General features: G+C 41.5%; 29 protein-coding genes. 25 read left to right on the top strand and 4 right to left on the bottom strand.

The features are described 5' to 3' along the window. Window positions 1–29: 29 nt before the first annotated feature. From HMPREF1117_RS0102260 to HMPREF1117_RS08365, 3 genes are all read right to left on the bottom strand, one after another. Window positions 30–701: a hypothetical protein gene (locus HMPREF1117_RS0102260; RefSeq protein WP_000787860.1), complete on the bottom strand. Its 672-nt coding sequence runs from the start codon at window positions 699–701 to the stop codon at window positions 30–32. A gap of 77 nt (window positions 702–778) precedes the next feature. Beyond that, complete coding sequence (locus tag HMPREF1117_RS08370) at window positions 779–1,060, bottom strand: hypothetical protein (RefSeq protein ID WP_000777750.1); 282 nt, start codon at window positions 1,058–1,060, stop codon at window positions 779–781. 9 nt (window positions 1,061–1,069) lie between these two features. After that, entirely contained in the window at window positions 1,070–1,480 is a 411-nt protein-coding gene (locus tag HMPREF1117_RS08365) for an HIT family protein (RefSeq protein WP_000883179.1), read from the bottom strand. A gap of 67 nt (window positions 1,481–1,547) precedes the next feature. Here HMPREF1117_RS08365 and HMPREF1117_RS08360 point away from each other — a divergent pair, with 67 nt between their 5' ends. Together HMPREF1117_RS08360 and HMPREF1117_RS08355 are read left to right on the top strand one after the other, a co-directional pair. Continuing rightward, window positions 1,548–2,279 carry an ABC transporter ATP-binding protein gene (locus HMPREF1117_RS08360; RefSeq protein WP_000889959.1) on the top strand — a complete coding sequence of 244 codons (732 nt, stop codon included), beginning with the start codon at window positions 1,548–1,550 and terminating at the stop codon, window positions 2,277–2,279. Continuing rightward, window positions 2,276–3,325 (top strand): ABC transporter permease, encoded by a 1,050-nt coding sequence (locus HMPREF1117_RS08355; RefSeq protein WP_000653759.1) that lies wholly within the window; start codon window positions 2,276–2,278, stop codon window positions 3,323–3,325. The genes HMPREF1117_RS08360 and HMPREF1117_RS08355 overlap by 4 nt, the downstream gene beginning before the upstream one ends. Before the next feature lie 61 nt (window positions 3,326–3,386). On the opposite strand, the gene HMPREF1117_RS0102255 is transcribed toward HMPREF1117_RS08355, so the two are convergent. Continuing rightward, window positions 3,387–3,716, bottom strand: a complete 330-nt coding sequence (locus tag HMPREF1117_RS0102255) for a hypothetical protein (protein WP_000132579.1) — start codon at window positions 3,714–3,716, stop codon at window positions 3,387–3,389. Between the two features lie 295 nt (window positions 3,717–4,011). On the opposite strand from HMPREF1117_RS0102255, the gene HMPREF1117_RS08350 reads away from it, so the two are divergent. The 23 genes from HMPREF1117_RS08350 (at window position 4,012) to HMPREF1117_RS08250 (ending at window position 23,639) form a co-directional block, all read left to right on the top strand. Next, a complete protein-coding gene (locus HMPREF1117_RS08350) occupies window positions 4,012–4,749 on the top strand; it encodes a response regulator transcription factor (RefSeq protein WP_001219151.1) in 738 nt (245 codons plus the stop codon). 13 nt (window positions 4,750–4,762) lie between these two features. Continuing rightward, window positions 4,763–6,112 carry a sensor histidine kinase gene (locus tag HMPREF1117_RS08345; RefSeq protein WP_001017634.1) on the top strand — a complete coding sequence of 450 codons (1,350 nt, stop codon included), beginning with the start codon at window positions 4,763–4,765 and terminating at the stop codon, window positions 6,110–6,112. A 68-nt stretch (window positions 6,113–6,180) separates the two neighbouring features. Then, window positions 6,181–6,537: a hypothetical protein gene (locus HMPREF1117_RS0102250; RefSeq protein WP_001036307.1), complete on the top strand. Its 357-nt coding sequence runs from the start codon at window positions 6,181–6,183 to the stop codon at window positions 6,535–6,537. A 675-nt stretch (window positions 6,538–7,212) separates the two neighbouring features. Next, entirely contained in the window at window positions 7,213–7,377 is a 165-nt protein-coding gene (locus HMPREF1117_RS11675; protein WP_000727159.1) for a hypothetical protein, read from the top strand. Then, window positions 7,374–7,778, top strand: coding sequence for a hypothetical protein (locus tag HMPREF1117_RS08340; protein ID WP_000846940.1), 405 nt, complete (start codon window positions 7,374–7,376; stop codon window positions 7,776–7,778). The genes HMPREF1117_RS11675 and HMPREF1117_RS08340 overlap by 4 nt, the downstream gene beginning before the upstream one ends. Window positions 7,779–7,804: 26 nt before the next feature. After that, window positions 7,805–8,416 (top strand): CPBP family intramembrane glutamic endopeptidase, encoded by a 612-nt coding sequence (locus HMPREF1117_RS08335; RefSeq protein WP_000974183.1) that lies wholly within the window; start codon window positions 7,805–7,807, stop codon window positions 8,414–8,416. Window positions 8,417–8,577: 161 nt separating this feature from the next. Next, window positions 8,578–9,372, top strand: coding sequence for a cell cycle regulator CcrZ (gene ccrZ, locus HMPREF1117_RS08330; RefSeq protein WP_000363011.1), 795 nt, complete (start codon window positions 8,578–8,580; stop codon window positions 9,370–9,372). Beyond that, window positions 9,369–10,004: a tRNA (guanosine(46)-N7)-methyltransferase TrmB gene (gene trmB / locus HMPREF1117_RS08325; protein ID WP_001266104.1), complete on the top strand. Its 636-nt coding sequence runs from the start codon at window positions 9,369–9,371 to the stop codon at window positions 10,002–10,004. The genes ccrZ and trmB overlap by 4 nt, the downstream gene beginning before the upstream one ends. Window positions 10,005–10,131: 127 nt before the next feature. Continuing rightward, a complete protein-coding gene (gene rimP, locus HMPREF1117_RS08320) occupies window positions 10,132–10,611 on the top strand; it encodes a ribosome maturation factor RimP (protein WP_000338686.1) in 480 nt (159 codons plus the stop codon). A 43-nt stretch (window positions 10,612–10,654) separates the two neighbouring features. Then, window positions 10,655–11,791, top strand: a complete 1,137-nt coding sequence (gene nusA / locus HMPREF1117_RS08315; RefSeq protein ID WP_000032291.1) for a transcription termination factor NusA — start codon at window positions 10,655–10,657, stop codon at window positions 11,789–11,791. A gap of 21 nt (window positions 11,792–11,812) precedes the next feature. Further along, the gene (gene rnpM / locus HMPREF1117_RS08310) at window positions 11,813–12,106 is read left to right on the top strand and encodes an RNase P modulator RnpM (RefSeq protein WP_000857557.1); all 294 of its coding nucleotides are present in this window, start codon (window positions 11,813–11,815) and stop codon (window positions 12,104–12,106) included. Further along, window positions 12,099–12,398: a YlxQ-related RNA-binding protein gene (locus HMPREF1117_RS08305; protein WP_001041390.1), complete on the top strand. Its 300-nt coding sequence runs from the start codon at window positions 12,099–12,101 to the stop codon at window positions 12,396–12,398. The genes rnpM and HMPREF1117_RS08305 overlap by 8 nt, the downstream gene beginning before the upstream one ends. 16 nt (window positions 12,399–12,414) lie before the next feature. Next, window positions 12,415–15,213 carry a translation initiation factor IF-2 gene (infB, locus tag HMPREF1117_RS08300; RefSeq protein WP_000039229.1) on the top strand — a complete coding sequence of 933 codons (2,799 nt, stop codon included), beginning with the start codon at window positions 12,415–12,417 and terminating at the stop codon, window positions 15,211–15,213. 165 nt (window positions 15,214–15,378) lie between these two features. Beyond that, window positions 15,379–15,729, top strand: coding sequence for a 30S ribosome-binding factor RbfA (gene rbfA / locus HMPREF1117_RS08295; protein WP_001273601.1), 351 nt, complete (start codon window positions 15,379–15,381; stop codon window positions 15,727–15,729). Window positions 15,730–15,873: 144 nt separating this feature from the next. After that, a complete protein-coding gene (locus HMPREF1117_RS08290; RefSeq protein WP_000517913.1) occupies window positions 15,874–16,653 on the top strand; it encodes a hypothetical protein in 780 nt (259 codons plus the stop codon). 1 nt (window position 16,654) lies between these two features. After that, a complete protein-coding gene (locus tag HMPREF1117_RS08285) occupies window positions 16,655–16,837 on the top strand; it encodes a hypothetical protein (RefSeq protein ID WP_000522944.1) in 183 nt (60 codons plus the stop codon). 418 nt (window positions 16,838–17,255) lie between these two features. Next, a complete protein-coding gene (locus HMPREF1117_RS08280; protein ID WP_000368735.1) occupies window positions 17,256–17,492 on the top strand; it encodes a DUF1858 domain-containing protein in 237 nt (78 codons plus the stop codon). Next, entirely contained in the window at window positions 17,489–18,823 is a 1,335-nt protein-coding gene (locus HMPREF1117_RS08275) for a DUF438 domain-containing protein (protein ID WP_000129094.1), read from the top strand. The genes HMPREF1117_RS08280 and HMPREF1117_RS08275 overlap by 4 nt, the downstream gene beginning before the upstream one ends. Window positions 18,824–18,832: 9 nt before the next feature. Continuing rightward, complete coding sequence (locus HMPREF1117_RS08270) at window positions 18,833–19,087, top strand: DUF1912 family protein (protein WP_000119713.1); 255 nt, start codon at window positions 18,833–18,835, stop codon at window positions 19,085–19,087. A 95-nt stretch (window positions 19,088–19,182) separates the two neighbouring features. After that, window positions 19,183–19,578: a helix-hairpin-helix domain-containing protein gene (locus HMPREF1117_RS08265; protein WP_000038638.1), complete on the top strand. Its 396-nt coding sequence runs from the start codon at window positions 19,183–19,185 to the stop codon at window positions 19,576–19,578. A 278-nt stretch (window positions 19,579–19,856) separates the two neighbouring features. Further along, window positions 19,857–20,417, top strand: a complete 561-nt coding sequence (locus HMPREF1117_RS08260) for a GNAT family N-acetyltransferase (RefSeq protein ID WP_000198669.1) — start codon at window positions 19,857–19,859, stop codon at window positions 20,415–20,417. Continuing rightward, window positions 20,417–20,995 carry an AAA family ATPase gene (locus HMPREF1117_RS08255; RefSeq protein ID WP_000550039.1) on the top strand — a complete coding sequence of 193 codons (579 nt, stop codon included), beginning with the start codon at window positions 20,417–20,419 and terminating at the stop codon, window positions 20,993–20,995. The genes HMPREF1117_RS08260 and HMPREF1117_RS08255 overlap by 1 nt, the downstream gene beginning before the upstream one ends. Then, complete coding sequence (locus HMPREF1117_RS08250; RefSeq protein WP_000032170.1) at window positions 20,988–23,639, top strand: valine--tRNA ligase; 2,652 nt, start codon at window positions 20,988–20,990, stop codon at window positions 23,637–23,639. Before HMPREF1117_RS08255 ends, HMPREF1117_RS08250 begins: the two co-directional genes overlap by 8 nt. Window positions 23,640–23,678: the final 39 nt, after the last annotated feature.

The following is a 23,678-nucleotide window of genomic DNA, read 5'->3' as shown; positions in this document are numbered from 1 at the left end:
TATTCTTTGTAATGTTAGCATTGGAACAATCACTCATCGGCTGATTTTCTATCAGACCTTTGCTTGAGCAAGCCAGCTGCATCCATAGCTTGGATGAGTTGCTTGAATTCTGCTTCCTTACCAGGCTTAATGGTAACGGTATCAATATGGTTGATTGCAGAGTTATCCTGAATATCCACTAAAGTCAAGGCTTTTTCATAGAAAGTAATTCCCTTTTTTAGACTTTCCTGATCCTTCCAATATAGAACTGAGTAATCAGGATTTGGTTTCTTTCCGATTTCTTGTAAATAATTCCTACTTTCCTTCTCTAAAGATTGCAATAAACCATGATTGAACAAGTTATCCCCTACTTTATAGTATGAAATATCTCCAGTCTGTAGGACATAGACTTCGAGCTGGTTTTTGGTGAGATTTGGACTTTCTTTTAAGACGGGATGGCTATTGATGACCTCATCTGAGAAAGTAACATAAAAAGTTAAGCCCCCACCCTCGTATTTATATCTTCCATTTGATTTTACTTTCTTAGGAGGCATGTCAAGGGAGGTAAAGATTTGTTTTAAGTCTTCGTTCCCTTTTCGGATGTCGCTCGGTGAGGCCCTGAAAGTAAAGAATAGTAGTAGAAATGTTAGGGCGGCAAGAAGGGTAAGGCAACCACAAGGGATCAGGATGATCTTAGCCAGATCTTTTAAGAAGTTTTTCATGATTATTCCCTTTCTATTCTGTTAGGATTTAGTAATCCCAAATGGAGCTAAGGGGATTTCAGTAAAGTTGGAGACTTTCATTTCCTTGCTTTTTCTTCTTGGAGAAGCGCCATTCGAGTCTGGATATCTTTTTCCAAGACTTTGAACTTGTAAGTAAGATCTGTTTGGTATTCCTTAATCAGTTCTTTTTGTTGGTTAATAACCTGTAGGCTGTTTTGGATAATATCCACATCGTCCTTGATAGCTTGAACACGGCCAGTCGTATCTAAGACTTCATCTGTGATGGTTTGACGATTTTTTGTGACCAGATAACTTCCGGCTGCAGCTCCTGCAAATAGCAATAGGTTGGATAATTTCATGGCAACTCCTTAGGCATTTTTGATAGTTTCAGCAACTTGAGCAAGTTTGTCAAAGTCTGGTTCGTGGGCGATAAAATCAATCTTGAGGTCATCGTCAGCACTGTAGCGAGGTACGAGGTGAACGTGGGTATGAAAGACTGTTTGGCCTGCGATTTCTTCACAGTTGGAAATGATATTCATACCAGCAGCCTTAGTGGCTTTCATGACTTTTTGAGCTACCTGTGGGACTTGGGCAAAAAGTTGGCTAGCACTTGTCGCATCCATTTCTAAAAGATTGCGATAGTGTTTTTTGGGTACTACCAAGGTGTGTCCTGGCGTCACTTGAGAAATATCCATAAAGGCAAGAACCTGCTCATCTTCGTATATTTTTGAAGCAGGGATTTCTCCTGCGATGATTTTACAAAAAATGCAATCTAACATAAAATCTACCTCTACTGTCTTGAATTTTGATATAATATAGCTACATTATACCAGATTTGGAGAAAATATGTTAGAAATTAAAAATCTGACAGGTGGCTATGTCCATGTCCCTGTCTTGAAAGATGTATCCTTTACCGTTGAAAGTGGGCAGTTGGTCGGTTTGATTGGACTAAACGGTGCTGGAAAATCAACGACGATCAATGAGATTATCGGTTTGTTGACACCTTATAGCGGCTCTATCAATATCAATGGCCTGACCCTGCAAGGAGATGCGACCAACTATCGTAAGCAGATTGGCTACATTCCAGAAACACCTAGTCTATATGAGGAATTGACCCTTAGAGAGCATATTGAAACAGTGGCTATGGCTTATGGAATAGAGCAGAAAATGGCTTTTGAGCGAGTAGAACCTTTGTTGAAAATGTTCCGTCTGGACCAGAAATTAGACTGGTTCCCTGTTCATTTTTCCAAAGGGATGAAGCAGAAGGTCATAATTATTTGTGCTTTTGTGGTGGATCCGAGTCTCTTTATCGTGGATGAACCTTTCCTTGGTCTTGATCCGTTGGCTATTGCGGACTTGATTCAGCTTTTGGAAGTGGAAAAGCAAAAAGGTAAGTCCATTCTCATGAGTACCCACGTGCTGGATTCGGCTGAGAAGATGTGTGATGCCTTTGTCATTCTCCACAAAGGAGAGGTGCGTGCCAAGGGGAATTTAGCGCAACTGCGCGAAGCCTTTGATATGCCTGAGGCTAGTTTGAATGATATTTACTTGGCTCTGACCAAAGAGGAGGAGCTATGAAAGACTTGTTTTTAAAGAGAAAGCAGGCTTTTCGTAAGGAGTGTCTTGGTTATCTGCGCTATGTTCTCAATGATCACTTTGTCTTGTTCCTGCTTGTCCTGTTGGGCTTTCTAGCCTACCAGTACAGTCAACTCTTACAACATTTTCCTGAAAATCATTGGCCTATTCTTTTGTTTGTAGGGATTACCTCTATTTTACTTTTGCTTTGGGGTGGAATTGCCACCTATATGGAGGCTCCAGATAAGCTCTTTCTCTTGGTCGGAGAAGAGGAAATCAAGCTCCATCTCAAGCATCAAACTGGCATTTCCCTAGTCTTTTGGCTCTTTGTACAGACCCTTTTCTTGCTTTTGTTTGCGCCCCTATTTTTAGCCATGGGTTATGGCTTGCCAGTTTTTCTGGTCTATGTGCTTTTATTAGGGGTAGGGAAATATTTCCTCTTTCGTCAAAAGGCCAGCAAGTTTTTTACTGAAACTGGACTAGACTGGGATTATGTCATTTCCCAAGAAAGCAAGCGTAAGCAAGTCTTGCTTCGTTTCTTTGCCCTCTTTACGCAGGTCAAGGGAATTTCAAACAGCGTCAAGCGTCGTGCCTATCTGGACTTTATCCTAAAGGCTGTTCAGAAGGCGCCTGGGAAGATTTGGCAAAATCTCTATCTGCGTTCTTATTTGCGAAATGGAGACCTCTTTGCCCTCAGTCTCCGTCTGCTCTTGCTTTCTTTGCTGGCGCAGGTCTTTATCGAGCAAGCTTGGATTGCGACAGCAGTGGTGGTTCTCTTTAACTACCTCTTGCTCTTCCAGTTGCTGGCTCTCTATCATGCCTTTGACTACCAGTATTTGACCCAACTTTTTCCACTAGATAAGGGGCAAAAGGAAAAAGGTTTACAGGCGGTAGTCCGAGGATTGACCAGTTTTGTTTTACTTGTGGAATTAGTTGTTGGATTGATTACCTTCCAAGAAAAACTAGCCCTTCTAGCCTTGCTGGGAGCCGGTTTGGTTTTACTAGTCTTGTATTTGCCTTATCAGGTCAAACGTCAGATGCAGGACTAACATTGCTTATATGACATTAAAAAAGAAGTTGAGTTCAGTTTATCTCAACTTCTTTTATTTTCTACAAGATAATGGTTGGTCCGTAGAGACTCAACTTGGTCTTGACTTGGTCAAAGTGGAAGCGGTCATAGGCCCGCCAAGCGGCGCGAGTAGGAGCATCTGGATTGAGAGCACTGAGTCCCATGAGAAGACTGGAAGTCTGGTAAAATTTTTCCAGTTCAATCAAGACTCGATTATCCACTGTCTCAGCTTTGGCTAGAAAGCCAAGAATAGAGTTTAATTGCTCCTGAAAGCGGATGTCGTCAGCGGTTGCCTTTTTGCATGCTTGATAGGCTTTGTTTAAGTCAGTAATCAAAGTCTGAGCTCTTTTGATAGGGTCTGTATCTGTCATGAGAATTCCTCCCTTAATCTGGGTGCCAGTCTTGTTTCTAGCAACTGTGTTTTGATACTGTCAGTCTATCACTTTTATCTCCTTTTTCGCCTTCAAATCTTTAATTGTCCTTGAAATTTCCTGAATGGTACTGTTAAGATTTTATGATAAAATAGTGGTAATATTATCATTCTTATTTGAGGGACAGGCTACCCTTCAGGAGCGTTGAAGGCCTGTTTAGGATTTGGTGGGCTTGTATCATGGTATTTTTGCTATTCTCTTTTTAGGAAGAAATCGAAACAAGGAGAGTAAAAAGATGAGAATATTTGTTTTAGAAGATGATTTTTCCCAACAGACTAGGATTGAAACGACGATTGAGAAACTCTTGAAGGAACATCATATCACTCCGAGTTCTTTTAAAGTTTTTGGTAAGCCAGACCAACTGTTGGCTGAAGTACATGAGAAGGGAGCCCATCAGCTATTCTTTTTGGATATTGAGATTCGAAATGAGGAGATGAAGGGTCTGGAAGTGGCTAGAAAAATTCGGGATCGAGATCCTTATGCTCTCATCGTCTTTGTGACGACTCACTCGGAGTTTATGCCCCTGTCCTTTCGCTACCAAGTGTCTGCTTTGGACTATGTTGATAAGGCCTTGTCAGCAGAGGAGTTTGAATCTCGGATCGAGACAGCCCTCCTCTATGCCAATAGTCAAGATAGTAAAAGTCTGGCGGAAGATTGCTTTTACTTCAAATCAAAATTTGCCCAATTCCAGTATCCTTTTAAAGAGGTTTACTATCTTGAAACGTCGCCCAGAGCCCATCGTGTTATTCTCTATACCAAGACAGACAGGCTGGAATTTACATCGAGTTTAGAGGAGGTTTTCAAGCAGGAGCCCCGTCTCTTGCAGTGCCACCGCTCTTTTCTCATCAATCCTGCCAATGTAGTTCGTTTGGATAAGAAAGAAAAACTTCTTTACTTTCCCAATGGTGGAAGCTGTATGATAGCGCGTTATAAGGTCAGGGAAGTGTCTGAGGTTATCAATAACTTGCACTGAGCTAGGAGAGTTTATGAATATTGCTTGGATATTATTGTATACACTTGTTATTAATGGACTAGAAATTGTCGTCTTCTTTAAGGTAGATGAAATTGGTATCACTTTCGAGAGGGTTTTTAAGTCCTTTCTTCTGAAATTTCTCCTAGGAGCTATTTTTGCGACTTTTCAATTTTTAGCTGTGAGTGAATACTTATCATATTTTTTGGAACCTTTGTTCGGCATAGGTTTGTCTTTCTTATTGTTAAGAGGGCTTCCTAAAAAACTCCTTTTCTTTTATGGTCTCTTTCCAATAATATTGGTGAATCTCTTTTACAGAGGAATTTCCTATTTTGTACTTCCATTTTTGGGGCAAGGGATTGTAGATGGAGATGGCAATCCTCTCTTTTTGTTGATTATGATATTCGTTTGCTTCATGGTTTTAGTCTTTTTGAAGTGGTTAGACTATGATTTCACTAGATTGAGAAGGGAGATTCTAGATAAAGATTTTCAAAAGTACCTGACTACGATTAACTGGATAATGGGGGCTTACTTTCTAGTCATGGAAAGTCTGTCTTACTTTGAATATGCATACGATATCCAATCAAAGACTGCTCGCCATCTCATCCTAGTGTTTTACTTGCTCTTTTTTATGGGGATTATCAAGAAATTGGATACCTATTTGAAGGACAAACTCCATGAGAGATTGGACCAAGAGCAGGCCTTGCGCTACAGAGATATGGAACGATATAGTCGGCATATAGAGGAACTTTACAAGGAAGTCCGGAGCTTTCGTCATGATTATAGCAACCTCTTGACTAGCTTACGTCTGGGCATTGAAGAGGAGGATATAGAGCAGATAAAAGAGGTCTACGACTCGGTCTTAAAGGATTCTAGTGAAAAATTGCAGGACAACAAATATGACCTGGGCAGATTGGTAAATATTCGTGACCGTGCCCTCAAAAGTCTTCTAGCTGGGAAATTTCTAAAAGCCAGAGATAAGAACATAGTCTTTAATGTCGAAGTTCCTGAGGAGATTCAGGTTGAGGGGATGAGCCTACTTGATTTTCTAACCATTGTGTCTATCCTTTGTGACAATGCTATTGAAGCTAGTGTAGAGGCCAGTCAACCTCACGTTTCAATCGCCTTTTTAAAAAATGGGGCACAGGAGACTTTTATCATTGAAAACTCCATCAAAGAAGAGGGCATCGATATTTCTGAAATCTTCTCCTTTGGAGCCAGTTCTAAAGGGGAGGAGAGAGGAGTTGGTCTCTATACCGTCATGAAAATTGTGGAAAGCCATCCCAATACCAGTCTCAATACCACCTGCCAAAATCAAGTCTTTCGTCAGGTTTTAACAGTTCACTCGATGTCAGTTGATGATTAGAAGACTTGTGGAAAGAAGTACTGCCTGCAGTCATCAATTAAAATGCCATAGTATATGAGGTACCCTATATGAATAAGAAATCATTTTTTATCATCTGTTCTACGTTGATCATAGCATCGAATCTTCTCATGATTTCCGTGGTGAACAAGGGAGAAGAAACAGGGAGCAATCTGTTTGTGATTGCTATAGCTTGTGTTTTGCTACCAGCCTTTTTATATGCAGTTGAAAACAGACTTACTTCAATGGTAAGAGTAGAATCAATACTCCTGATTCAGTTGACAGTTATATCCTTACTCCGTCTTATCAACAGAATAGGGAGTACGCCTGAAATCCTCAATATTATCATTACCCTTATCGCTTTGGCAAGTGGGACAGCTGCTATTCTTGTTGCAATCATGAGAATATATGAGAACAGACGGAAGTAAGGCTGAATAGCTTTCGATGAATTTTCACATTGTTAAATTCCCCTAGGGCAAGTATGTTTTTCACGCTTGCTTTTTAAATTTTTTAACAATTCAAGATGTTTTGATGACCATTTATGATTTGGATGGAAAATTTTAAAAAATAGTAGTATACTAACCTTGTTAAGGTTGCAATAAGACGAAAGTAAAAAAAGGTATTCCTCGTGAATGCAAAAACAATGTTACAATTGGTTATTATGGTTGCTTAAAGACTTGAGTTTGTGTACTTGGAGGTAATTATGGATTTCAAAAGTTTTCTTATTGTTTTTGTTGTTAGTATGCTTATTTCTTTTATTACTTATTTAATTAGGGAAAAATTTTTAAAATCTCCAAAGAAGAATAAAGATAGATCTAATTAGATAAAAAGATTTTTTATCGCTAGTTTAATCTACAGTGGAGTTTCTTTAATATTGTTTCGCCTGTCAAAATGATATGTGATAGCAGGATAAAAAATCTACAAATTAAGTTGGTATCAATACGGTGTAAAGGGCAAGTATGTTTTTCATGCTTGCTTTTTGAATTTTTTACAATTCAAGATGTTTTGATGACCATTTGTGATTTGGGTGTTCCAAGGTCAAAATGAGTGCTATACTAGCAGTGTAAAGATTGTAGCTCAACAAACATTCAGGAGGAAATCTTATGAAGAAAAAAATACTTGTCATTTTCATCTTGTATCTGATCATGTCCATCTTTCTATATCCGCTTAGGGAGAGTACTTGGTATCATCTATTCTATACAATAGCCTATGTGATTGCAGTTATGATTTATTTTGCTATCATAAAAAAGAAAGGAGCAAAGAAATGAAAACTTTTCTTGCTAAAAAACGGAACATCTTCCTTGCGAGATTGTTCTTAGGTCAGTTGCCTTTACTTGTCTCTACTTATCTGTTTCTATCTCGTCAGTTTTTAAATTTTTCCTTGATTTTCCAATTTCTTTTAGTGGTTATTAACTTGGCTTCTATTTTGGTCACTGTTTACCTCACTAGGGAAATGAGGATAAGAGAGTTTGAAGATGATGATTTGGTTAGTCCTAGAACCAATCAACTTATGTATATCGGCTTGACAGGTTTTATGTCTATTATATGTTTGTATAGGGGTATCACAGCAGGAGAATTCTACCAACAATTAATTGCCTATATTGGCGCTATTCTCTGCTTGCTTATCATGCTTCTACTCATTTGGGGCTTAAAGTATTATAAAAAGTAGGGAAGTTTGTTGAGGAGGATAGTTTTATGGCCATTTTCAATAAGTGTCATGCCTTATTTTTGGGATTTTTAGTATTTGCAATCGTTGGTGCAGCGGGATATTCCATCAATCAAGGAGATTATTTTCAACACCAGTACACATTCATTGTTGTAAAGAGTCTCTTGCTTTTCCTTAGTATTGGCTATGCGAGATGGTTTGATATGATTTCTTTTGGGGTTTTAAGTAAGAAGCAACTCTTGCTCTTCATTGAAATCTTTCTTCTCACGGTGCTGGTAAATATAGGCTATCATGCCTTTTTCTCAGTTGTTTCTGGTGCTTCGGCTCAACATCTTGAGGAAACGAGTAAAGGACTTTCGCTTTCCTTTATTGTTAGTGCTATAGTTTTGGCACCTATCCAGGAGGAACTCCTGTTTAGAGGACTTCTTCAGGGTGCGGTTTTTGACAATTCTTGGTTAGGGCTTGTACTGATTTCCTCTCTCTTTTCTTTCATGCATGAACCTTATGATATCCCTTCGTTTTTCTATTATCTACTTGGTGGTTTGTTGCTGGGCTTTGCTTATAAAAAGTGCCAAAACCTATGGGTTTCTACTTTAGTTCATATGTTTTATAACAGTTTGCCACTTTTAAATTATTTATAAAAATCATGAAAAGGTAAGTAGAAGAAGTCACTTGCCTTTTTCAAGTTATACGATAGCCCAAGCCAATCCAGAGGCTTTTCTTTGAGAATCAGGTGTGGAGCGGTTGACGAATAGACCAAAAACTAGTAGAATAGTAAGGAAACTTTATACGGAGGAAAGAAATGGATTTGGGTGATAATGAGCTAACACTGACTCCCATACCTGGGAAAAGTGGCAAAGCTTATATGGGTAGCTATCCTGATGGAAAGCGTATCTTTGTAAAAATGAACACCTCTCCAATCCTACCTGGTCTAGCTAGAGAACAAATTGCACCACAACTATTATGGAGTCGCCGTTTGGCAGATGGGCGTGATATGTGTGCTCAAGAATGGTTGACTGGCAAAATATTGACCCCTTATGATATGAATAGTAAACAAATTGTCAATATTTTAACCCGTCTTCATCGTTCACGTCCTTTGATGACACAGCTGAGTCGCTTGGGATATGCCATGGAAACACCTGTAGATTTACTACAGTCTTGGCAAGGAGCTGCTCCAGATGCCTTGCGTAAAAATCAGTATCTTAATCAAGTAGTGTCTGATTTGCGCCAGACTGTTCCAGGATTTAAAGAGGATCATGCGACGATTGTCCATGGAGATGTACGTCATAGTAATTGGGTTGAGACAGATAGCGGCTTGATTTATTTGGTAGATTGGGATTCGGTTCGTTTGACGGATCGCATGTTTGATGTGGCCCATATACTCTGCCATTACATTCCAGAACATCAGTGGAAGGAATGGCTGACTTACTATGGTTACAAGTACAATCAAACAGTGCTAACTAAATTGTATTGGTATGGCCAATTTTCTTATTTGAGCCAGATTTCCAAGTATTATATGAGTCAAGATTTAGAAAATGTCAATCGGGAGATCCATGGTTTGCGCCACTTCCGAGATAAGTATGGAAAGAGAAAATGAGAGTTAGAAATCGTAAAGGGGCAACAGAATTACTAGAGGCAAATCCCCAATATGTGGTCCTCAATCCCTTGGAAGCCAAGGGAAAGTGGCGATCTTTGTTTGGGAATGACAATCCTATCCATGTGGAAGTAGGAAGTGGTAAGGGCGCCTTTGTTTCAGGTATGGCCAAACAAAACCCTGATATCAACTATATCGGGATTGATATTCAAAAGTCTGTTTTGAGTTACGCTTTGGACAAGGTCTTGGAGGTTGGAGTTCCAAACATCAAGCTATTGTGGGTAGATGGTTCTGACTTGACTGACTACTTTGAAGATGGTGAGATTGATCGCTTGTATCTGAATTTTTCAGATCCTTGGCCAAAAAAACGCCATGAAAAGCGTCGCTTGACTTACAAGAGTTTCTTAGATACCTTCAAGCGTATCTTGCCTGAAAATGGAGAAATTCATTTCAAGACGGACAACCGTGGTTTGTTTGAGTATAGCCTAGTGAGCTTTTCTCAGTATGGCATGAAGCTCAACGGTGTCTGGCTAGACTTACACGCTAGTGGTTTTGAAGGCAATGTCATGACAGAATACGAGCAAAAATTTTCCAATAAGGGACAAGTTATCTACCGAGTTGAGGCAGAATTTTAAGAAATAGCCTGAAATCAGGCAGCATGAGTGCTTTTGCTTTACATAAGTTGGCAAACGTGCTATAATTAAGAATAAGAATATGAGAAAGTGAGGCGGGGAAATATCTTCGCCTCTTGCTTATGAGGAGGTGGACGCAATCGCAACAATCGTAGAATTAGTCAGAGAAGTTGTAGAACCAGTTATTGAAGCACCATTCGAACTCGTGGATATCGAGTATGGAAAGATTGGCAGTGACATGATTCTCAGTATTTTTGTAGATAAACCTGAAGGAATTACCTTGAACGACACGGCAGACTTGACAGAAATTATCAGTCCTGTCCTAGACACCATCAAGCCAGATCCCTTCCCAGAACAATATTTCCTAGAAATCACCAGTCCAGGCTTGGAACGTCCTTTGAAAACCAAGGATGCAGTTGCTGGAGCGGTTGGGAAATACATCCATGTCGGGCTCTACCAAGCCATCGATAAGCAAAAGGTCTTTGAAGGAACCTTGATAGCCTTTGAAGAGGATCAATTGACCATGGAATATATGGACAAGACTCGTAAGAAAACAGTCCAAATTCCATACAGTTTAGTATCAAAAGCACGTTTAGCAGTTAAATTATAGAAAAAGAAAGGATAGCTTTTGAGGATTCAAAAGTGAAGAAAACATGAGTAAAGAAATGCTAGAGGCCTTCCGCATTTTGGAAGAAGACAAGGGAATCAAAAAAGAAGACATCATCGACGCAGTCGTAGAATCACTTCGTTCAGCCTACCGTAGACGCTATGGACAGTCTGATAGTGTAGCTATTGATTTCAATGAAAAAACAGGTGATTTCACAGTCTATACTGTTCGTGAAGTTGTGGATGAAGTCTTTGATAGCCGTTTGGAAATCAGCTTGAAAGATGCTCTTGCTATTAATTCAGCCTATGAGCTTGGCGATAAGATCAAGTTTGAAGAAGCACCAGTTGAGTTTGGTCGTGTAGCAGCCCAATCTGCCAAACAAACCATCATGGAAAAAATGCGCAAGCAAACACGTGCCATTACCTATAACACATACAAAGAGCATGAACAAGAAATTATGTCTGGTACTGTAGAACGCTTTGACAACCGCTTCATCTATGTCAACCTTGGTAGCATTGAAGCCCAATTGTCAAAACAAGACCAAATCCCTGGGGAAGTTTTTGCTTCTCATGATCGTATCGAAGTTTATGTCTACAAGGTTGAAGATAACCCACGCGGTGTGAATGTCTTTGTTAGCCGTAGCCATCCAGAGATGATTAAACGTTTGATGGAGCAAGAAATTCCTGAAGTTTATGACGGAACTGTTGAAATTATGAGCGTGGCTCGTGAAGCTGGTGACCGTACTAAGGTTGCCGTTCGTAGTCACAATCCAAACGTTGACGCTATTGGTACAATCGTTGGACGTGGTGGTGCTAATATCAAGAAGATTACCAGCAAATTCCACCCAGCTCGTTATGATGCCAAGAGTGACCGTATGGTGCCAATCGAAGAAAATATCGACGTTATCGAGTGGGTAGCAGATCCGGCTGAATTTATCTACAATGCCATCGCTCCTGCGGAGGTTGACCAAGTTATCTTTGATGAAAACGACAGCAAACGTGCCTTGGTAGTTGTTCCTGATAACAAGCTTTCTCTTGCCATTGGTCGTCGTGGACAAAACGTTCGCTTGGCAGCTCACTTGACTGGTTACCGTATCGATATCAAGTCTGCTAGCGAATTTGAAGCCATGGAAGAAGCTGGTTCGATAGATTTGGAAGCAGAAAACGATACTGTAGAAGAATAAAAGCTGCTAGAGGAGGGAAAGATGAAAACGAGAAAAATCCCTTTGCGCAAGTCTGTTGTGTCTAACGAAGTGATTGATAAGCGTGATCTGCTCCGTATTGTCAAAAACAAGGAAGGACAGGTCTTTATCGATCCGACAGGCAAGGCCAATGGTCGCGGCGCTTATATCAAACTAGACAATGCAGAAGCCTTAGAGGCTAAAAAGAAGAAAGTCTTTAACCGTAGCTTTGACATGGAAGTGGAAGAAAGCTTTTATGATGAGTTGATCGCTTATGTGGATCACAAAGTGAAAAGAAGAGAGTTAGGACTTGAATAAGCAAAAGATAAGCAATCTCTTGGGACTCGCTCAACGAGCAGGGCGGATTATATCGGGTGAAGAATTGGTGGTCAAGGCCATTCAAGATGGCAAGGCCAAGTTGGTCTTTCTAGCCCATGATGCTGGACCTAATCTGACCAAGAAGATTCAAGATAAAAGTCATTATTATCAAGTAGAAATTGTAACCGTGTTTTCAACACTGGAATTAAGCATAGCAGTCGGAAAATCGAGAAAGGTTTTGGCTGTAACAGATGCTGGATTTACAAAGAAAATGAGGTCTCTTATGGAATAGAAGAGGAGGACATGATTTGTCTAAGAAAAGATTGTACGAAATCGCAAAAGAACTTGGAAAAGAAAGTAAAGAAGTTGTAGCGCGTGCAAAAGAGTTGGGCTTGGATGTGAAAAGCCACTCATCAAGTGTGGAAGAAGCTGTCGCTGCAAAAATCGCTGCCAGCTTTAAGTCTGCTGCTCCAAAAGCAGAAGCAAAACCTGTAGCACCAAAAGAAAGTACAGAAAAGAAAGCCGAGAAATCTGAGTCAGCTAAACCAGCTGTAGCCAAGGAAGAGGCAAAAACGGCTGAACCAGTTGCTCCGAAAACAGAAAAAGTAGCAGCTAAACCGCAAAGCCGTAATTTTAAGGCTGAGCGTGAAGCCCGTGCCAAAGAGCAGGCAGAACGACGCAAGCAAAATAAGGGCAATAACCGTGACCAACAACAAAACGGAAACCGTCAGAAAAACGATGGCCGAAATAGTGGAAAACAAGGTCAAGGAAACCGCGACAATCGCCGTTTTAACGATCAAGCTAAGAAACAGCAAGGTCAACAAAATCGTGGCAACGAGCGCCGTCAACAAGAGGACAAACGTCCACATCAAGCGGCTCCACGTGTTGACTTTAAAGCCCGTGCAGCAGCCCTGAAAGCAGAGCAAAATGCAGAATATGCCCGTTCAAGTGAGGAACGTTTCAAGCAGACTCAGGCTGCCAAAGAAGCCTTGGCCCAAGCTAACAAACGCAAGGAGCCAGAGGAAATCTTTGAAGAAGTGGCTAAGTTAGCTGAACAAGCGCAACAAGAACAGCAAGTTCAAGCAGTGGTTGAAGTCGTCCCTGAGAAAAAAGAAGCTGCAGTGGATACACGTCGTAAAAAACAAGCTCGACCAGACAAAAATCGTGACGATTATGATCACGAAGAAGATGGTCCTAGAAAACAACAAAAGAATCGAAGTAGTCAGAATCAAGTGAGAAATCAAAAGAATAGTAACTGGAATAACAACAAAAAGAACAAAAAAGGCAATAACAAGAACAACCGTAATCAGGCTCCAAAACCTGTTACAGAGCGCAAGTTCCATGAATTGCCAACAGAATTTGAATATACAGATGGTATGACCGTTGCGGAAATCGCAAAACGTATCAAACGTGAACCAGCTGAAATTGTTAAGAAACTTTTCATGATGGGTGTCATGGCCACACAAAACCAATCCTTGGATGGGGAAACAATTGAACTCCTCATGGTGGATTATGGTATCGAAGCCAAACAAAAAGTTGAAGTGGATAATGCCGACATCGAACGTTTCTTTGTCGAAGATGGTTATCTCAATGAAGATGAATTGGTTGAGCGTCCACCAGTTGTAACTATCATGGGACACGTTGACCATGGTAAAACAACACTTTTGGATACTCTTCGTAACTCACGTGTTGCGACAGGTGAAGCAGGTGGTATTACTCAGCATATCGGTGCCTATCAAATTGTAGAAAATGGCAAGAAGATTACCTTCCTTGATACACCAGGACACGCGGCCTTTACATCAATGCGTGCGCGAGGTGCATCTGTTACCGATATTACTATCTTGGTTGTAGCGGCAGATGACGGGGTTATGCCTCAAACTATCGAAGCCATTAACCACTCAAAAGCAGCCAACGTTCCAATCATCGTAGCCATTAACAAGATTGACAAACCAGGTGCCAACCCAGAACGCGTTATCGGTGAATTGGCAGAGCATGGTGTTATGTCAACTGCTTGGGGTGGAGATTCTGAATTTGTTGAAATCTCAGCTAAATTCAACCAAAACATCGAAGAATTGTTGGAAACAGTCCTTCTTGTGGCTGAAATCCAAGAACTTAAGGCAGACCCAACAGTGCGTGCTATCGGTACAGTTATCGAAGCGCGCTTGGATAAAGGAAAAGGTGCGGTTGCAACCCTTCTTGTTCAACAAGGTACCTTGAATGTCCAAGACCCAATCGTTGTCGGAAACACCTTTGGTCGTGTTCGTGCTATGACCAACGACCTTGGTCGTCGTGTTAAGGTTGCAGGGCCATCAACACCAGTTTCAATCACAGGTTTGAACGAAGCACCGATGGCGGGTGACCACTTTGCTGTATACGAAGATGAAAAATCTGCGCGTGCAGCAGGTGAAGAACGTGCGAAACGTGCCCTCATGAAACAACGTCAAGCTACCCAACGTGTTAGCCTTGAAAACCTCTTTGATACGCTTAAAGCTGGTGAACTCAAATCAGTTAACGTTATTATCAAGGCCGATGTACAAGGTTCTGTTGAAGCCCTTTCTGCCTCACTTCAAAAGATCGACGTAGAAGGTGTCAAAGTTACTATCGTCCACTCTGCGGTTGGTGCTATCAATGAATCTGACGTGACCCTTGCTGAGGCTTCAAATGCCTTTATCGTTGGTTTCAACGTACGCCCTACACCACAAGCTCGTCAACAAGCAGAAGCTGACGATGTTGAAATCCGTCTCCACAGTATTATCTACAAGGTTATTGAAGAGATGGAAGAAGCCATGAAAGGGATGCTTGATCCAGAATTTGAAGAAAAAGTTATCGGTGAAGCAGTTATTCGTGAAACCTTCAAGGTGTCTAAAGTGGGAACTATCGGTGGATTCATGGTTATCAACGGTAAGGTTACCCGTGACTCTAAAGTCCGTGTTATCCGTGACGGTGTTGTTATCTATGATGGTGAACTCGCAAGCTTGAAACACTACAAAGACGACGTTAAGGAAGTTACAAACGGTCGTGAAGGTGGATTGATGATCGACGGCTACAATGATATCAAGATGGATGATGTGATTGAGGCTTATGTCATGGAAGAAATCAAGAGATAATAGAGAAACGATAGCTCATTTGACTCGTCGTCAACAGCGCCTTGATGAACTTCAGTTCTATCTAAGGCTTGTTTCCTAGATTCAAATGGCTCTAGTTCCTCTATCTAATAGAAATAGCTAGGTCTGCTGGCCTAGCTTTTGGTTCAAAGTAGAGAAAGGAATATCATGGCAAATCATTTCCGTACGGATCGTGTAGGCATGGAAATCAAGCGTGAAGTCAATGAGATTTTGCAAAAGAAAGTCCGTGATCCGCGTGTCCAAGGTGTGACCATCACAGATGTTCAGATGCTAGGTGATTTGTCTGTAGCCAAGGTTTACTACACCATTTTGAGTAACCTTGCTTCAGATAATCAAAAAGCCCAAATCGGGCTTGAAAAAGCAACTGGTACCATCAAACGTGAACTTGGTCGCAATTTGAAATTGTACAAAATCCCAGATTTGACCTTTGTCAAAGACGAATCCATCGAGTATGGAAACAAGATTGATGAAATGCTACGCAATCTGGATAAGAACTAAGAAGGAGGGGCAACCCTCTTTTTTGGTGTTTGAACTCTTCTAGCTATTAATAGCTGTATTTGCAAAAAAACAGTTTAAAAAATTTGTAAATACCTCATAGTATGATATGATAAAGTTTAATACGAATGATAAATGGAGATAGAGATGGGCAAACAAGAGTTAGCGATGCAAGTGCTGCAACAAGTGGTGAAATTACCCATGGTCAAAGTTGAACGAGAAAAATTTTTAGTTGAAAAATTTTCTAAAGAGTTAGATCGAAAGGATATTGCAACCTTATTGGAAAAAGGTCCAACCTCTTTGTTAACAAAGGAAAGCTTGGATCGAGTTGCTAAGACCTGTATTAAGGACAATGTTCTACGAGCAAGCGGGACTTCGATTTTGGCAGGTTTACCTGGTGGTATTGCCATGGCAATCACTATTCCAACAGATGTGATTCAGTTTTATGCTTTTTCATTAAAGTTGGCCCAAGAACTAGGCTATATTTATGGATTTGATGATCTTTGGGGATCTCGTGATGAATTGAGCGAGGATGCTCAAAATACACTCTTGCTTTATCTCGGTGTCATGCTAGGGGTAAATGGAGCAGGGGCTTTGCTTCGCTCTGGAGGTGTAACAGTTGCTAAGCATGTGATGAAGACGATTCCGCAGAAAGCTTTGACAAAGACACTTTGGTATCCTATTCTGGAGAAAGTTTTGAAAATTTTTGGAGTCAGCTTGACAAAGGGAGGCTTGGCTAAGGGAATGGGAAAAGTGATTCCTATTTTAGGGGGTGTCCTTTCTGGTGGCTTAACCTTTGCGACTATGAAGCCGATGGGGGAAAGACTGCAAAAGGAATTATCCAAATTAGTTAACTATAATGAAGGGCAGTATCAAATAGATATTGATACTATACGAAAAGAAGCTGAAATCATCGAAGGTGAGTAAAATGGGACTCATAAAAACTCTAGCTAAAACTTACGGGAATTACTTTTTGACCATGCAAGGTGTAAAAGTCATGAAAACGATAAAGAAAGATGACCATGCCGTTGTTGGTTTTGGGAAACTCTTTATTGCAGACAAGTTAATGGATACGGCTCGGTGGCTTATCAAGCCAGAGGATAAAAAATGAAATTTTTCTGGGGACTTCTTGCCATTATTTTTATCAAACCGATTATTGGAATTATGAAATTCCTGTGGATGATCATCTCATTTGCAATCCAATTACTGTTTTACAAGATAGTATTTAAGATATTGGATTGGCTCTTTAAGCTTATTTAGATACTAATCCAAGTCGCAGAGAACTGGCAGGAACTCCACTGCTAGTTTTTTAATCTCTCTCCATATGGTATAATATAAGCAGTAAAATCATTTTATACTCTTCGAAAATCAAATTCAAACCACGTCAGCTTCACCTTGCCGTAGGTATGGTTACTGACTTCGTCAGTTCTATCCACAACCTCAAAACACTGTTTTGAGCAGCCTGCGGCCAGCTTCCTAGTTTGCTCTTTGATTTTCATTGAGTATTAGAACATACAATGGAGGTCGTCATGGACAATATCATCGATGTGTCAATTCCTGTTGCAGAAGTAGTGGACAAGCATCCAGAAGTCTTGGAAATTCTAGTGGAGCTAGGTTTTAAACCACTTGCTAATCCCTTGATGCGCAATACTATTGGGCGCAAAGTATCGCTCAAACAGGGCTCTAAGCTTGAAGGAACTCCTATGGAGAAGATTGTCCGTACACTGGAAGCAAATGGTTATGAAGTGATTGGATTAGACGAATGACAGATGAACGGATTCATATCCTACGGGATATTTTGTTAGAATTGCATAATGGCGCCTCTCCTGAGTCGGTTCAAGAGCGCTTTGATGCGACCTTCGCAGGTGTCTCAGCCATAGAGATTTCCCTCATGGAACACGAGCTGATGAACTCAGACTCAGGTGTCACCTTTGAAGATGTCATGGAACTCTGTGATGTCCATGCCAATCTTTTTAAAAATGCTATTAAAGGTGTCGAAGTAGAAGATACCGAGCATCCAGGTCATCCAGTTCGGGTCTTTAAGGAAGAAAATCTGGCTCTCCGTGCGGCCTTGATTCGCATTCGTAGATTGTTAGATACTTATGAGTCTATGGAAGACGAGGAAATGCTGGCGGAGATGCGCAAGGGTTTGGTCCGTCAGATGGGACTTTTGGGGCAATTTGACATCCACTACCAGCGTAAGGAAGAGCTCTTTTTCCCCATCATGGAGCGTTATGGTCACGATTCGCCTCCAAAAGTTATGTGGGGAGTGGATGATCAGATCAGGGAACTCTTTCAAACAGCTTTAGCGACAGCCAAGTCACTACCAGAAGTGTCGATTTCCACTGTAAAAGAAGATTTTGAAGCCTTTGCGACAGAGTTTGAAAGTATGATTTTCAAGGAAGAGTCCATCCTTCTCATGATTCTCCTTGAGTCATTTACTCAGGATGACTGGCTTCAGATTGCAGAGGAGAGCGACGCTTATGGTTATGCCATCATCCGTCCATCTGAGAAATGGGTGCCAGAACGCCAGAGTTTTGTTGAGGAAAAGAGTGAAGAGGAGCCTGTACAGCTAGATACGGCAGAGGGGCAAGTTCAGCAGGTTATTGATACGCCAGAAGGACAGTTTACCATTACCTTTACCCCTAAGGAAAAGGAAGCAGTGCTGGACCGCCATAGTCAACAGGCTTTTGGCAATGGCTATCTCTCGGTCGAGCAGGCCAATCTCATCCTCAATCACCTCCCTATGGAGATTACCTTTGTCAATAAAGACGATATTTTCCAGTATTACAATGATAATACGCCAGCTGATGAGATGATTTTCAAACGGACGCCGTCCCAAGTTGGGCGCAATGTCGAACTCTGCCATCCACCTAAGTACTTGGACAAGGTCAAGACCATCATGAAGGGGCTTCGTGAGGGAACCAAGGACAAGTATGAAATGTGGTTTAAGTCTGAGTCGCGAGGTAAGTTTGTTCATATCACCTATGCTGCAGTCCATGATGAGAATGGAGAATTCCAAGGAGTGCTGGAGTATGTTCAGGATATTCAGCCCTACCGTGAGATTGACACGGACTATTTTCGTGGATTAGAATAAGGAGAAAAAATGAGTTACGAACAAGAATTTATGAAGGAATTTGAAGCCTGGGTCAATACCCAAATCATGATCAACGACATGGCGCACAAGGAAAGTCAAAAAGTCTACGAAGAAGACCAAAACGAGCGTGCCAAAGATGCTATAATTCGCTACGAAAGTCGTTTGGATGCTTATCAGTTTTTGCTTGGTAAGTTTGAAAACTTCAAAGCAGGCAAGGGATTCCATGATTTGCCAGATGGCTTGTTTGGTGAGCGAAATTATTAAACGAGATAGATTCTTGATTTTTTACTAAAATCTTGATAGAATATTTATATTAAATCCTTGTCAAAACAGGGATTTTTTATTGAAAGGATTTTATCATGTCAAAGAAACTCAATCGTAAAAAACAATTACGAAATAGCCTCCGTCGCGCAGGTGTTTTTTCAAGTACTGTGACTAAGGTTGTAGAAGAGACAAAAAAAGTCGTGAAACGTGCAGAACAGTCAGCAAGCCAAGCTAGTAAGGCTGTTTCTAAAAAAGTTGAACAAGCAGTAGAAGCTACCAAAGAGCAAGCTCAAAAAGTAGCCAATTCTGTAGAAGATTTTGCAGCAAACTTGGGTGGACTTCCACTTGACCGTGCCAAAACCTTTTATGATGAAGGAATCAAGTCTGCGTCAGATTTCAAAAATTGGACCGAAAAAGAACTCCTTGCCTTGAAAGGAATCGGCCCAGCTACCATCAAGAAATTGAAAGAAAATGGCATCAAGTTCAAGTAATTTTTCTTGTTCCTTGCATTTCCGAGAAAAACTTGCTACAATAAAGCCATCAGAGGTGTTTTGAATCCCACATTTTACAGAAAGTGGCGGAGCTGAGAAGTCCACAAATGTGTCAAAACTGGTTGCTGATGGATGAAAAATTGAAATATTACTGTCTTTTATTTTAAAGACGAGAGATGCGGGCGTTGCCCGAATTTGGGTGGTACCGCGGATAAATACATTCGTCCCTGTCATTTTCATGACAGGGGCGATTTTTTTGTAGAAAGCGAGGTAGCAGGATGACAAGAACAGAGTTACCAGAACGATTAGAAACAGAACGGCTAGTCTTACGAGTCCGCACCGTGGCTGATGCTGAGGATATCCATACCTACGCTAGTCTCCCAGAGGTCTCTTACCCAGCCGGATTTCTACCTGTCAAGACATTGGAAGATGAGATTCACTATCTAGAGCATATCCTTCCCGAACGCAATCAAAAGGAAAAACTCCCAGCTGGTTATGGGATTGTCGTCAAAGGAACCGATAAAGTCATTGGTTCTGTTGACTTCAACCATCGCCATGCGGATGATGTGCTAGAGCTTGGCTATACCTTGCATCCAGACTATTGGGGACGCGGTTATGTGCCAGAAGCAGCGCTTGCCTTGATCGACTTAGGCTTTAAAGATTTGGGTCTTCACAAGATTGAACTAACTTGTTTTGGTTATAATGCCCAAAGTCAACGAGTCGCAGAAAAACTTGGATTTACCCTCGAAGCTCGAATAAGAGATAGAAAGGATGCCCAAGGCAACCGTTGTGACAGTCTGATATATGGCTTGCTGAAGAGTGAGTGGGAGGTGGATTGATGCATCTTTTCATTATCGGTGCTCCAGCTTCAGGAAAAATGACCATTGGTCAAGAATTATCTCGACTGACGAATGCTACCCTATTTTATAACCATCAAGTCATTGATTTTGCACTAGAAATCTATCAGGACTTTACAGAGGAAATGTGGGAATTTGTTCGTGGGATCACCTTTTCTTTTCTTGGAACAAGTGCAAGAAATCAGCGATCAGTAATTTTAACAGACGCAATTGATTTTTCAAATCAGTACCAGCTGCTGTATTTGAAGCGAATTCAGGATTTGTTGGATGACTATCATCAAGAGATTCTTTTTGTGGAGTTGGAAACAAGTCTTGAGGAGCGCTTACATCGAAATCGAACGGAGAATCGATTAAAGCACAAACCCTTAAAACGACATATTGAGGTATCTGAAAGAGAAATTTTAGAGACCGCTAAAACACTTCAATTAAATTCCCAACATCAACCAAATGAGTTGCACCACTACCTTAAAATAAATAATACGAATTTGTCTGCAGAAGAAGTTGCTAAGCAAATTCAAAATAAAATGAACAAAATAGAGAAAGGACAAACACATGTCTAAAGAACTTTCACCTAAATACAATCCAGCCGAGGTTGAGGCTGGTCGTTACCAAAAATGGCTTGATGCTGATGTTTTCAAGCCTTCAGGCGATCAAAAGGCTAAGCCTTATTCAATCGTGATTCCACCACCAAATGTAACTGGTAAGCTTCACCTTGGTCACGCTTGGGATACGACTTTGCAGGATATCATTATCCGTCAAAAACGTATGCAAGGTTTTGATACCCTTTGGCTTCCAGGGATGGACCACGCGGGGATTGCCACTCAGGCTAAGGTTGAGGAGCGCTTGCGTGGAGAGGGCATTACACGTTATGACCTAGGTCGTGAAAAATTCCTCGATAAGGTCTGGGAATGGAAAGACGAATATGCCACTACTATCAAGGAACAATGGGGCAAGATGGGGCTCTCTGTAGACTACTCTCGTGAGCGTTTCACTCTTGATGAAGGTTTGTCAAAAGCCGTTCGCAAGGTCTTTGTGGACCTTTACAAGAAAGGCTGGATCTACCGTGGTGAGTTTATCATCAACTGGGACCCAGCAGCTCGCACAGCCCTTTCTGATATCGAAGTTATCCACAAGGACGTTGAAGGTGCCTTCTACCACATGAACTACATGTTGGAAGACGGCTCACGCGCCCTTGAAGTTGCCACAACTCGTCCTGAGACCATGTTTGGGGACGTTGCCGTTGCGGTCAACCCAGAAGACCCACGCTACAAGGACTTGATCGGTAAAAACGTCATCCTTCCAATTGCTAATAAATTAATCCCAATCGTTGGAGATGAGCACGCAGATCCTGAGTTTGGTACAGGTGTCGTGAAAATCACACCTGCCCACGATCCAAATGATTTCTTAGTTGGTCAACGCCACAACTTGCCACAAGTCAACGTCATGAACGACGACGGAACTATGAACGAGCTTGCCTTCGAATTTGCAGGCATGGACCGTTTTGAAGCTCGTAAGGCAGTCGTTGCTAAGTTGGAAGAAATCGGTGCCCTCGTTAAAATCGAAAAACGTGTCCACAGTGTTGGTCACTCAGAGCGTACAGGTGTTGTGGTTGAACCACGCTTGTCTACTCAATGGTTCGTCAAGATGGACCAATTGGCTAAGAATGCCATTGCCAACCAAGACACAGAGGACAAGGTAGAATTCTACCCACCTCGTTTCAACGATACCTTCCTCCAATGGATGGAAAATGTCCACGACTGGGTTATCTCTCGTCAGCTTTGGTGGGGTCACCAAATCCCTGCTTGGTACAATGCTGAGGGTGAAATGTATGTCGGCGAAGAAGCTCCAGAAGGTGACGGATGGACTCAGGACGAAGATGTCTTGGATACTTGGTTCAGTTCTGCTCTTTGGCCATTCTCAACTATGGGCTGGCCTGATGTTGACTCAGAAGATTTCAAGCGCTACTTCCCAACTTCAACCTTGGTAACAGGTTACGACATCATCTTCTTCTGGGTGTCTCGTATGATCTTCCAATCCTTGGAATTCACTGGCCGTCAGCCATTCCAAAACGTTCTAATCCACGGTCTCATTCGTGACGAGCAAGGACGCAAGATGTCTAAGTCTCTCGGAAACGGGATTGACCCTATGGATGTCATCGAGAAATACGGCGCCGATGCCCTTCGTTGGTTCCTTTCAAACGGTTCTGCACCAGGTCAAGACGTGCGCTTCTCTTACGAGAAAATGGACGCTTCTTGGAACTTCATTAACAAAATCTGGAACATCTCTCGCTACATCCTCATGAATAATGAAGGCTTGACCCTTGAGCAAGCAACTGCCAATGTGGAAAAAGTTGTTAACAAGGAAGCTGGAAATGTCACAGACCGTTGGATTCTCCACAACCTCAATGAAACGATCGGCAAAGCAACGGCCAACTTTGACAAGTTTGAATTTGGTGTGGCTGGCCACATCCTCTACAACTTCATCTGGGATGAATTTGCGGACTGGTACGTTGAGTTGACTAAGGAAGTCCTTTATAGCGACAACGAAGAAGAGAAAGTCATCACACGCTCTGTTCTCCTTTACACTCTGGACAAGATCCTTCGTCTCCTCCACCCAATCATGCCATTCGTGACAGAGGAAATCTTTGGCCAAATCTCAGAAGGTTCTATCGTTACAGCTGCATACCCAACTGTTAACCCAGCCTTTGAAGACCTTGCTGCTCACACTGGCGTGGAAAGCCTCAAAGACTTGATCCGTGCCGTTCGTAATGCGCGTGCGGAAGTAAACGTAGCTCCAAGCAAGCCAATCACTATTCTTGTTAAGACAAGCGATAGTGGCTTGGAAGCCTTCTTTAACAACAATGTCAACTACATCAAACGCTTCACAAATCCAGAACACTTGGAAATCGCATCAACCATCCCTGCACCCGAACTGGCTATGTCAAGTGTCATCACAGGAGCAGAAATCTACTTGCCACTGGCAGATCTCCTCAATGTCGAAGAAGAACTGGCCCGTCTCGACAAGGAACTGGCTAAATGGCAAAAAGAACTGGACATGGTCGGCAAGAAGCTCTCTAACGAACGCTTCGTAGCCAATGCCAAACCAGAAGTCGTCCAAAAAGAACGCGACAAACAAGCCGACTACCAAGCTAAATACGATGCGACCGTCGCACGTATTGATGAGATGAAGAAGTTGGTGAAATAAGATCTGAATCATAAACCTAAATTTTAATATTTAGGTTTA

It is taken from the genome of Streptococcus sp. SK643 (assembly GCF_000259505.1).
Classification (GTDB): domain Bacteria; phylum Bacillota; class Bacilli; order Lactobacillales; family Streptococcaceae; genus Streptococcus.
This window is presented reverse-complemented; position numbering and strand designations above follow the sequence as displayed.

Coding starts and splice junctions, on each gene's coding strand:
- HMPREF1117_RS08285 (WP_000522944.1), top strand. CDS start 16,655: ATGGGACTCATAAAAACTCTAGCTAAAACTTACGGGAATTACTTTTTG.
- HMPREF1117_RS08265 (WP_000038638.1), top strand. CDS start 19,183: ATGTCAAAGAAACTCAATCGTAAAAAACAATTACGAAATAGCCTCCGT.
- HMPREF1117_RS08360 (WP_000889959.1), top strand. CDS start 1,548: ATGTTAGAAATTAAAAATCTGACAGGTGGCTATGTCCATGTCCCTGTC.
- HMPREF1117_RS08290 (WP_000517913.1), top strand. CDS start 15,874: ATGGGCAAACAAGAGTTAGCGATGCAAGTGCTGCAACAAGTGGTGAAA.
- HMPREF1117_RS08250 (WP_000032170.1), top strand. CDS start 20,988: ATGTCTAAAGAACTTTCACCTAAATACAATCCAGCCGAGGTTGAGGCT.
- HMPREF1117_RS08335 (WP_000974183.1), top strand. CDS start 7,805: ATGGCCATTTTCAATAAGTGTCATGCCTTATTTTTGGGATTTTTAGTA.
- rnpM (WP_000857557.1), top strand. CDS start 11,813: ATGAAAACGAGAAAAATCCCTTTGCGCAAGTCTGTTGTGTCTAACGAA.
- rbfA (WP_001273601.1), top strand. CDS start 15,379: ATGGCAAATCATTTCCGTACGGATCGTGTAGGCATGGAAATCAAGCGT.
- ccrZ (WP_000363011.1), top strand. CDS start 8,578: ATGGATTTGGGTGATAATGAGCTAACACTGACTCCCATACCTGGGAAA.
- HMPREF1117_RS08255 (WP_000550039.1), top strand. CDS start 20,417: ATGCATCTTTTCATTATCGGTGCTCCAGCTTCAGGAAAAATGACCATT.
- HMPREF1117_RS0102250 (WP_001036307.1), top strand. CDS start 6,181: ATGAATAAGAAATCATTTTTTATCATCTGTTCTACGTTGATCATAGCA.
- HMPREF1117_RS08370 (WP_000777750.1), bottom strand. CDS start 1,060: ATGAAATTATCCAACCTATTGCTATTTGCAGGAGCTGCAGCCGGAAGT.
- HMPREF1117_RS08350 (WP_001219151.1), top strand. CDS start 4,012: ATGAGAATATTTGTTTTAGAAGATGATTTTTCCCAACAGACTAGGATT.
- HMPREF1117_RS08340 (WP_000846940.1), top strand. CDS start 7,374: ATGAAAACTTTTCTTGCTAAAAAACGGAACATCTTCCTTGCGAGATTG.
- HMPREF1117_RS08355 (WP_000653759.1), top strand. CDS start 2,276: ATGAAAGACTTGTTTTTAAAGAGAAAGCAGGCTTTTCGTAAGGAGTGT.
- trmB (WP_001266104.1), top strand. CDS start 9,369: ATGAGAGTTAGAAATCGTAAAGGGGCAACAGAATTACTAGAGGCAAAT.
- HMPREF1117_RS0102260 (WP_000787860.1), bottom strand. CDS start 701: ATGAAAAACTTCTTAAAAGATCTGGCTAAGATCATCCTGATCCCTTGT.
- nusA (WP_000032291.1), top strand. CDS start 10,655: ATGAGTAAAGAAATGCTAGAGGCCTTCCGCATTTTGGAAGAAGACAAG.
- HMPREF1117_RS08275 (WP_000129094.1), top strand. CDS start 17,489: ATGACAGATGAACGGATTCATATCCTACGGGATATTTTGTTAGAATTG.
- HMPREF1117_RS08365 (WP_000883179.1), bottom strand. CDS start 1,480: ATGTTAGATTGCATTTTTTGTAAAATCATCGCAGGAGAAATCCCTGCT.
- HMPREF1117_RS11675 (WP_000727159.1), top strand. CDS start 7,213: ATGAAGAAAAAAATACTTGTCATTTTCATCTTGTATCTGATCATGTCC.
- HMPREF1117_RS08270 (WP_000119713.1), top strand. CDS start 18,833: ATGAGTTACGAACAAGAATTTATGAAGGAATTTGAAGCCTGGGTCAAT.
- HMPREF1117_RS0102255 (WP_000132579.1), bottom strand. CDS start 3,716: ATGACAGATACAGACCCTATCAAAAGAGCTCAGACTTTGATTACTGAC.
- HMPREF1117_RS08260 (WP_000198669.1), top strand. CDS start 19,857: ATGACAAGAACAGAGTTACCAGAACGATTAGAAACAGAACGGCTAGTC.
- HMPREF1117_RS08345 (WP_001017634.1), top strand. CDS start 4,763: ATGAATATTGCTTGGATATTATTGTATACACTTGTTATTAATGGACTA.
- HMPREF1117_RS08280 (WP_000368735.1), top strand. CDS start 17,256: ATGGACAATATCATCGATGTGTCAATTCCTGTTGCAGAAGTAGTGGAC.